Genomic DNA, 8,968 nt, shown 5'->3' with positions numbered 1-8,968 from the left:
AAGGGGCGATTGCCCGGCAGCATGATGTCCAGGCGATTCACAATCTGGTGAAGAGGTTCTTTACGCTCAAGCGCCATGCCAACAATACACCAGACCATCATTTCGAGGGGAAGACGGCGCTTGCGTAGCGTTACTGTACCTGATTCGGCAAGGCAACGAGAGATGAGTTCGGGGTCGAGGTAATCCCCCAGAGAAGTCAGTGGGTTACGCAGAGAATCGTAACGGGATACCAAATCAAGGGCCTGTCCAATGTACATAAAAAAATCCGGAAACGAGTGAGCGTTTCCGGATTCTTACACAGCCACTGGATCGGTCAACTGATCCTTAACTGATCGGCATTACTCATTAAAAGGGGTTTTATAAACGTTAAATTTCAACCTGCGTTCCCAACTCGATAACCCGGTTTGGCGGGATCTCAAACTGGTCTGGCGCGCGCAGCGCGTTGCGCTGTAATACCAGGTAAAGCTTGCCGCGCAGCCGCAAATACCATGGCCGTTTACCGAGGATCAACGACTCATGCGACATAAAGAAGGAGGTTTCCATCATCCGGCAATTGAGCCCTTCCAGACCACAGCGGTGGAACACTTCTTCAACGTTCGGGGTTTCGCGCCAGCCGTAACTGGCCACCACGCGCCAGAAAGTGGGTGATAGCTGTTCAATTTGTACCCGGCGCACATTGTGGACGTAAGGCGCATCTTCAGTACGCAGCGTTAACAGAATCACGCGTTCATGCAGGACTTTGTTGTGCTTCAGGTTATGCATCATAGCAAATGGAATGACATTCAGTGCGCGGGACATATACACCGCCGTACCCGGCACGCGAACCGGCGGCGATTTCTCCAGCGAAGCAATCATCGCCTCCAGAGAGTTGCCGTGTTCGTGCATGCGTCGCAGCATACGGAAACGTTCACTTTTCCAGGTGGTCATCACCAGCAGCATTACCATGCCGAGCGTTAACGGCAACCAGCCGCCGGAAACGATTTTATCGAGGTTAGCCGAGAACAGTGGCACATCAATACTCAGGAAGAAGATCAAAATCAGCCCCACCAGCATTTTATTCCAGTGCCAGTTTTTGAATGCCACAGTCGTGGAAAGAATTGAGGTCAGTACCATCGTCCCGGTAACGGCAATACCATAAGCCGCCGCCAGATTACTGGAGCGCTCAAAGCTGACAATCACCAGCACCACCGCAAAATAAAGCAGCCAGTTAATGAATGGGATATAGATCTGCCCGGATTCCATCTCCGAGGTATGGATAATACGCATCGGCGCCAGATAACCCAGACGCACCGCCTGGCGAGTCAGGGAGAAAACACCGGAGATAACCGCCTGCGACGCAATGACCGTCGCCAGCGTGGCGATAATCAACATCGGGATCAGCGCCCACTCAGGTGCGAGCAGGAAGAAAGGGTTCTTAATCGCTTCCGGCGTTTTCAGCAACAATGCGCCCTGGCCAAAGTAATTCAGCACCAGCGACGGCAGCACCACAATAAACCACGCCATGCGGATTGGCAGCTTACCGAAGTGTCCCATATCCGCGTACAGCGCCTCGACACCGGTGATCGACAGCACCACAGCGCCAAGCGCAACAAAAGAGACAACTTTGTACTGAAGGAAGAAATTCACCGCCCAAAACGGATTCAGCGCCTGCAATACGGCGGGGTTTTCGATAATACCGCGCGCGCCCAGCACGGCCAGAATTAAAAACCACGCCAGCATGATCGGTGCAAACAGTTTTCCCACCAGCCCTGTACCGTGCTTCTGAATCATAAACAACAGGGTTAACACGATAATCGACAGCGGCACAATCCAGCTATCGAGCGAAGGCGCGACAATCTCCAGCCCCTCTATCGCCGACATCACCGAGATCGCGGGTGTAATAACCACTTCACCATAGAAGAAGCTGCCGCCAATCAACCCCATGATCACCAGCACCGAAGTCATTTTGGCCGAAGTGTTGCGACCGGCCAGCGACATCAGCGTCAGAATACCGCCTTCACCGGCGTTATCCGCGCGCATGACGAACGTCAGATACTTAATGGAGACCACAAAAACCAGCAGCCAGAATATCAGTGACAAAAAGCCGAAGACGGCATCGCGCTCAACGCCAAAGCCAAACTGGCCAGACAAACATTCACGAAGTGTATAAAGTGGGCTGGTGCCGATATCACCGTAGACAACCCCAATTGCCGCAAGAGTGACAGCGGGTAACGATTGTTTATTATCAGTGCTCATAGACTAATCTTTTGTTTGAATGGCAAATGTGTGCTTAGTCCCTTGGCCCACAAAAAGCGCACAGTATGCACGATTATTTGCAAAATCGTACACCTAAATGCGACCACATTAATCTGGCGCAATGAAAATAAAGCCGCTCTTCAGTCTATTACAAGCCCTTTCGGAAACGTCTATACTCGCTTTTGCAAGCCGGATAACACGGCGAAAGGACGCAAATCTATTATGGCTCACTCACATTTATTAGCAGAAAGAATTTCCCGCTTAAGCAGCGCGCTGGAAAGAGGACTCTTTGAGCGTAGCCACGCTATCCGGTTGTGCCTGCTGGCCGCGCTGAGCGGCGAGAGTGTATTTCTTCTTGGCCCGCCGGGCATTGCGAAAAGCCTGATCGCACGTCGCCTGAAATTCGCCTTTAAACATGCCCGCGCCTTTGAATACCTGATGACGCGCTTCTCCACGCCGGAAGAGGTTTTCGGTCCGCTCTCCATTCAAGCATTAAAAGATGAAGGGCGCTATGAGCGCTTAACCAACGGTTATCTTCCGGAAGCAGAAATTGTATTTCTGGATGAGATCTGGAAAGCCGGCCCGGCGATCCTCAACACCCTGCTCACCGCCATTAACGAACGCCGCTTCCGTAACGGCGCGAGCGAAGAAAAGATCCCGATGCGTTTGCTGGTGACTGCCTCGAACGAACTGCCGGAAGCCGACAGCAGCCTCGAAGCGCTGTATGATCGCATGTTAATCCGTTTATGGCTCGACAAAGTACAAGAGAAGGGTAATTTCCGCTCCATGCTGGTCAGTCAGCAGGACGAGAACGAAAACCCGGTGCCCACCGAATTGCAAATCACCGACGAGGAATATCAGCGTTGGCAACAGGAGATTGGGCTGGTCAAACTGCCCGATCCGGTATTTGAATTGATCTATACGCTGCGCCAGCAGCTCGATACCTTACCGAATGCACCATACGTATCCGATCGTCGCTGGAAAAAAGCTATCCGTTTATTACAATCCAGCGCCTTTTTCAGCGGGCGCGATACGGTTGCCCCCATTGATTTGATCCTGTTAAAAGATTGTCTGTGGCACGATGCCGAAAGCCTGCGTTTGTTGCAGCAGCAACTGGATATTTTGATGACCGGGCACGCGTGGCAGCAACAAGCGATGCTGACACAGCTCACCAGCATCAATCAGCATCATATGCAGCTTCAGCAGCAACAAAGCGACAAAACCGCGCTGAAAGTCAGCCGCCAGGGCGGTATGTTCAGCCGCCGTCCACACTATGATTTACCCGAAGGCCTGAACGAACCGCTGTTGACGCTACTGTTACAGCAGCCGCTAAAATTGCACGATTTACAGGTGATTCACGTCACTATTGAGCGCAACGCGTTGGAGCAGTGGCTGGCGAAAGGCGGTGAAATCCGCGGCAAACTTAACGGTATCGGTTTTGCGCAACCTTTAAATCTTGAGGTTGATACCTCGCTTCATCTGGTGATCCGCGATGTCAGTTTGCAGGGAACGCGTCTTGCGCTACCTGGTGTCACTACCGAAAACGTGCCGGAAGAGATCACCCAACAATTGGAAACGCTGGATAACACCTGGCACCAGCAGCACACCCGTTTTAGCGAGCAGCAAAAATGCCTGTTCGTCTCTGGCGACTGGCTGGGTCGCATTGAAGCCAGCCTGCAGGACGTTCGCACGCAGATCCAACAGGCACGTCAATGATAACGCTGGAAACACTGAATGTGATGCTCACTATCAGCGAAGAGACGCTGGTAGAAGAACTCATCGTTCTTCTGCTGGCTTCTCCGCAACTGGTGCTGTTTTTTGAAAAATTCCCGCGCTTAAAACATGCGATCACTGACGATATTCCCCGCTGGCGCGAAGCGCTAAAAAAGCATCTGAAAGAGGCCTCTGTGCCGCCGGAACTGGCGGAAGAAGTGCTGAGTTACCAGCAGAGCCAGCTACTCTCAACATCGCAATTTATTGTGCAGTTACCGCAGATCCTGGCATTACTGGAAAAGTTGCATTCGCCTTTTGCCGCCCAGGCCCGGCAAATGGTAACGGATAACCCGCAGTTTACACTCGCTTTGCATACTCTTTTTTTACAGCGCTGGCGTCTGAGTCTTGTCGTGCAAACTACCACCTTTAATCAGCAACTGCTGGAAGAGGAACGCGAGCAGTTGCTGAGTGAGGTGCAAGAGCATATGACACTGAGCGGGCAACTGGAACCGGTGCTGGTCGAAAATGAAAATGCCGCCGGACGCTTGTGGGATATGAGCGCCGGTCAGCTAAAACGCGGTGACTACCAGTTGATCATCAAATACGGCGATTTTCTGAAAGAGCAGCCGGAGCTTCAGCAACTGGCGGAGCAGCTTGGCCGCTCGCGGGAGGCGAAATCAGTGCCGCGCAAAGATGCGCCGATGGAAACGTTCCGTATGTTGGTGCGTGAACCGGCAACCATACCGGAACAGGTCGATGGGCTGCATCAGAGCGATGATATTTTGCGCCTGTTACCGCCGGAGTTGGCAACGCTCGGTATAACAGAACTGGAATATGAGTTTTATCGACGGCTGGTGGAAAAGCAACTGCTCACCTACCGTCTGCACGGCGATGCCTGGCGGGAAAAGGTTACCGAACGCCCGGTGATCCATCAGGATTTTGATGAACAACCGCGCGGGCCGTTTATTGTCTGCGTTGATACTTCCGGTTCAATGGGCGGATTTAATGAACAGTGCGCGAAAGCCTTCTGTCTGGCGCTGATGCGCGTAGCGCTGGCGGATAAACGACGCTGTTTTATTATGCTGTTTTCCAGTGAAGTCGTGAGTTATGAACTGACCTGCGCACAGGGGCTGGAGCAAGCGATCCGCTTTCTGAGCCAGCGCTTCCGTGGCGGAACCGATCTGGCAAGCTGTTTTCGGGCGATCATTGAACGGATGCAGGGCGGTGAATGGTTTGATGCCGATGCTGTGGTGATCTCGGATTTTATCGCTCAGCGCCTGCCGGACGATATCATCGGCAAAGTAAAAGAGTTGCAGAACGTTCACCAGCACCGCTTCCACGCAGTAGCAATGTCGGTACATGGCAAACCCGGCATCATGCGTATTTTCGATCACATCTGGCGCTTTGATACCGGGATGCGCAGCCGTTTGCTGCGACGCTGGCGGCGATAGAGCAGGCCAGAAACCTACTTGCAAACCGCTGCGGGCCATCGCCGACGCGGCTAAACGCCTGAACTGCAATCAGGCCAGGTTTCTTTTCCAGTTGGCGGTAGATTACTCCTGTCTTCTGTCGTTGATAATTAACAAAAGGCCGCCTCAACTCAACAATCCGCAATCAAAAAGGCCAGTATGCTTTTAAATAGATAAAATAAGCGGATAAAATAGAAAGAATCTTTATTCCCCATAAGAAAACCCCATGGAAAATTATCAGATCGATAATCTGGACCGCGGCATCCTCGACGCTTTAATGGCTAATGCGCGCACCGCTTATGCCGAACTGGCCAAACAATTTGGCGTCAGCCCCGGCACCATTCATGTGCGTGTAGAAAAGATGAAGCAAGCCGGGATCATCACTGGCGCGCGTATCGACGTCAGCCCGAAGCAACTGGGTTACGATGTCTGCTGTTTTATTGGCATCATTTTGAAGAGCGCGAAAGATTACCCTTCGGCGCTGGCGAAACTGGAAAGTCTGGAAGAAGTGACCGAAGCCTATTACACCACTGGCCACTACAGCATCTTTATAAAAGTGATGTGCCGATCCATTGATGCCCTGCAACAGGTACTTATCAACAAGATCCAAACAATTGATGAAATTCAGTCCACAGAAACGTTGATCTCCCTGCAAAACCCTATCATGCGTACGATCCGCCCTTAACGGGGCGTTTTCATCCTTCCTTAATACCCATATTGTCCACAGGTAGATCCCAGGCCTTTCACAGCGTACAATACGCCTCACTTTGTCGCCGATGGCGAATAAACGGAGCGGGGTTTTCATGGCGGATATCACTCTTATTAGCGGCAGTACCCTCGGCGGTGCGGAATATGTGGCGGAACACCTGGCTGAGAAGCTGGAAGATGCCGGCTACAGCACAGAGACGCTGCACGGCCCGCTATTAGAGGATCTTTCTCCGCAAGGAATCTGGCTGGTGATCAGTTCCACCCATGGTGCTGGCGATCTGCCTGAGAACCTGCAACCGTTTTTAGACGATCTACAGGAACAGAAGCCGGATCTTGCACAGGTGCGCTTTGGGGCGATCGGCATCGGCAGTCGCGAATATGACACTTTCTGTCAGGCGATCGAGAAGATCGAGAGCACGTTGAAGGCAAATGGCGCGAAACAGATCGGTGAAACACTGAAGATCAACATTCTTGAACACGACATTCCGGAGGATCCGGCGGAAGAATGGCTGGGATCCTGGAAATATTTACTCAAGAACGATTAAAGATCGTGCGATCAGTTGTGGATAACCATGCTTAAAAGGCCTTATTAACCGGTAGTTATCCCATTAACAACTGCTGTACAGTTTTCAGTCTGTGTATAAACAGGCCTTTTGATCCCAGCTTATACGGTTCAGGATCACCGATCATTCACAGTTAATGATCCTCTCTAATGAATTGATCTTACAGCGATGATCCGGGTTATCCACAAGACATCGCGATCCTAATAAGAGATCACAATAGAACAGATCTCTCTATATAAAAGATCTTCTTTTTAATACCCGGGATCCGGATCTTTCTCACTGGACTAAAGTTGAGTAGAATCCACGGCCCGGGCTTCAATCCAATTTCTAACCGCTTAGGCGAGGCATACCACCATGTTTTATCCGGATCCTTTTGACGTCATTATTATTGGCGGGGGTCATGCAGGTACTGAGGCCGCGATGGCCGCAGCACGTATGGGTCAACAGACTCTGCTTTTGACACACAATATCGACACGCTGGGGCAGATGAGCTGCAACCCGGCGATCGGCGGTATTGGGAAAGGACACCTGGTAAAAGAAGTGGATGCACTTGGCGGGCTGATGGCGAAAGCGATCGATCAGGCAGGTATTCAGTTTAGGATACTAAACGCGAGTAAAGGCCCGGCAGTGCGTGCTACCCGTGCGCAGGCAGATCGCGTGCTTTATCGGCAGGCGGTACGCACCGCTCTGGAAAACCAGCCTAACTTGATGATCTTCCAGCAGGCAGTAGAAGATCTGATCGTGGAAAATGATCGCGTCGTTGGTGCTGTCACCCAGATGGGACTTAAATTCCGTGCCAAAGCTGTAGTGCTGACGGTCGGAACATTCCTCGACGGTAAAATCCACATCGGACTTGATAACTACAGCGGTGGCCGCGCTGGCGATCCACCGTCTATCCCGCTCTCGCGCCGTCTGCGCGAGCTGCCGTTGCGTGTTAGCCGTTTGAAAACCGGTACGCCGCCGCGTATTGACGCCCGTACCATCGACTTCAGCGTTCTGGCGCAGCAGCACGGGGATAACCCGATGCCGGTATTCTCGTTTATGGGCAACGCCGCACAGCATCCGCGTCAGGTACCGTGCTATGTCACGCATACCAATGAAAAAACCCATGACGTGATCCGCAATAACCTCGATCGTAGCCCGATGTATGCAGGTGTGATCGAAGGGATCGGCCCGCGTTACTGCCCATCGATCGAAGACAAAGTCATGCGTTTTGCCGATCGCAACCAGCATCAGATCTTTTTGGAACCGGAAGGGCTGACCTCTAACGAAATTTACCCGAACGGTATCTCTACCAGCTTGCCGTTCGACGTGCAGATGCAAATCGTTCGTTCCATGCAGGGGATGGAAAACGCGAAGATCGTGCGCCCAGGCTATGCCATTGAGTACGATTTCTTTGACCCGCGAGATTTGAAACTGACGCTGGAAAGCAAATATATCCATGGCCTGTTCTTTGCTGGCCAGATTAACGGTACCACCGGTTACGAAGAGGCTGCAGCGCAAGGGCTGCTGGCCGGCCTGAATGCCGGGCGCTTCTCTGCTGAAAAAGAGGGGTGGGCGCCGCGTCGCGACCAGGCTTATCTCGGCGTGCTGGTAGACGACCTCTGCACGCTCGGCACCAAAGAGCCATACCGCATGTTCACCTCCCGCGCGGAGTATCGCCTGATGCTGCGTGAAGATAATGCTGACCTGCGTCTGACCGAAGCTGGTCGGGAGCTGGGGCTGGTGGACGATGAACGCTGGGCGCGCTTTAACGAGAAGCTGGAAACGATTGAACGTGAACGCCAGCGTCTGAAATCGCAGTGGGTTTCACCGGCATCCGAACATGCTCTGGCGGTGAATACGCACCTGACTACGCCATTATCGCGTGAAGCCAGCGGTGAAGATCTGCTGCGTCGCCCGGAAATGACTTACGAACAACTGGTTCAGTTGACGCCGTTCGCGCCGGGTCTTAATGATCAGCAGGCGGCTGAACAGGTTGAAATCCAGGTGAAATACGAAGGTTACATTGCACGCCAGCAGGATGAGATCGAAAAACAACAGCGCAATGAAAACACGTTGTTGCCAGCATCGCTGGATTACCGTCAGGTGAATGGCCTGTCCAACGAAGTGATCGCCAAACTTAACGATCACAAACCTTCCTCGATTGGTCAGGCATCACGTATTTCTGGTATCACGCCAGCGGCAATTTCCATTTTGCTGGTGTGGCTGAAAAAACAAGGTATGCTGCGCCGCAGCGCTTAACAATATTGATTGCCCGGCAGCGCGCCTGGCGGGCAG

7 protein-coding genes are annotated in these 8,968 nt (G+C 52.4%); 5 read left to right on the top strand and 2 right to left on the bottom strand.

The annotated features are described in order from the left end of the window. Nucleotides 1-257: transposase domain-containing protein (locus GA0061070_RS07035; RefSeq protein WP_208598156.1), on the bottom strand; the 257-nt coding region annotated here is incomplete at its 3' end. A 109-nt stretch (nucleotides 258-366) separates the two neighbouring features. Further along, complete coding sequence (gene kup / locus GA0061070_RS07030; RefSeq protein WP_090134819.1) at nucleotides 367-2,235, bottom strand: low affinity potassium transporter Kup; 1,869 nt, start codon at nucleotides 2,233-2,235, stop codon at nucleotides 367-369. A gap of 222 nt (nucleotides 2,236-2,457) precedes the next feature. On the opposite strand from kup, the gene ravA reads away from it, so the two are divergent. The 5 genes from ravA to mnmG all read left to right on the top strand — a co-directional run bounded on the left by ravA (nucleotide 2,458) and on the right by mnmG (nucleotide 8,932). Further along, complete coding sequence (gene ravA, locus GA0061070_RS07025; protein WP_090134818.1) at nucleotides 2,458-3,951, top strand: ATPase RavA; 1,494 nt, start codon at nucleotides 2,458-2,460, stop codon at nucleotides 3,949-3,951. Next, complete coding sequence (gene viaA / locus GA0061070_RS07020) at nucleotides 3,948-5,399, top strand: ATPase RavA stimulator ViaA (RefSeq protein WP_090134817.1); 1,452 nt, start codon at nucleotides 3,948-3,950, stop codon at nucleotides 5,397-5,399. The genes ravA and viaA overlap by 4 nt, the downstream gene beginning before the upstream one ends. A gap of 244 nt (nucleotides 5,400-5,643) precedes the next feature. Then, nucleotides 5,644-6,102, top strand: a complete 459-nt coding sequence (gene asnC, locus GA0061070_RS07015; RefSeq protein WP_007369362.1) for a transcriptional regulator AsnC — start codon at nucleotides 5,644-5,646, stop codon at nucleotides 6,100-6,102. A 118-nt stretch (nucleotides 6,103-6,220) separates the two neighbouring features. After that, entirely contained in the window at nucleotides 6,221-6,670 is a 450-nt protein-coding gene (mioC, locus tag GA0061070_RS07010) for an FMN-binding protein MioC (protein ID WP_090134815.1), read from the top strand. A 372-nt stretch (nucleotides 6,671-7,042) separates the two neighbouring features. After that, entirely contained in the window at nucleotides 7,043-8,932 is a 1,890-nt protein-coding gene (gene mnmG / locus GA0061070_RS07000; protein ID WP_090134813.1) for a tRNA uridine-5-carboxymethylaminomethyl(34) synthesis enzyme MnmG, read from the top strand. Nucleotides 8,933-8,968 lie beyond the last annotated feature (36 nt).

It is taken from the genome of Kosakonia oryziphila (assembly GCF_900094795.1).
Lineage (GTDB): Bacteria > Pseudomonadota > Gammaproteobacteria > Enterobacterales > Enterobacteriaceae > Kosakonia > Kosakonia oryziphila.
The sequence above is the reverse complement of the archived record's forward strand: the minus strand, read 5'-3'. Positions and strand labels throughout refer to the sequence as shown.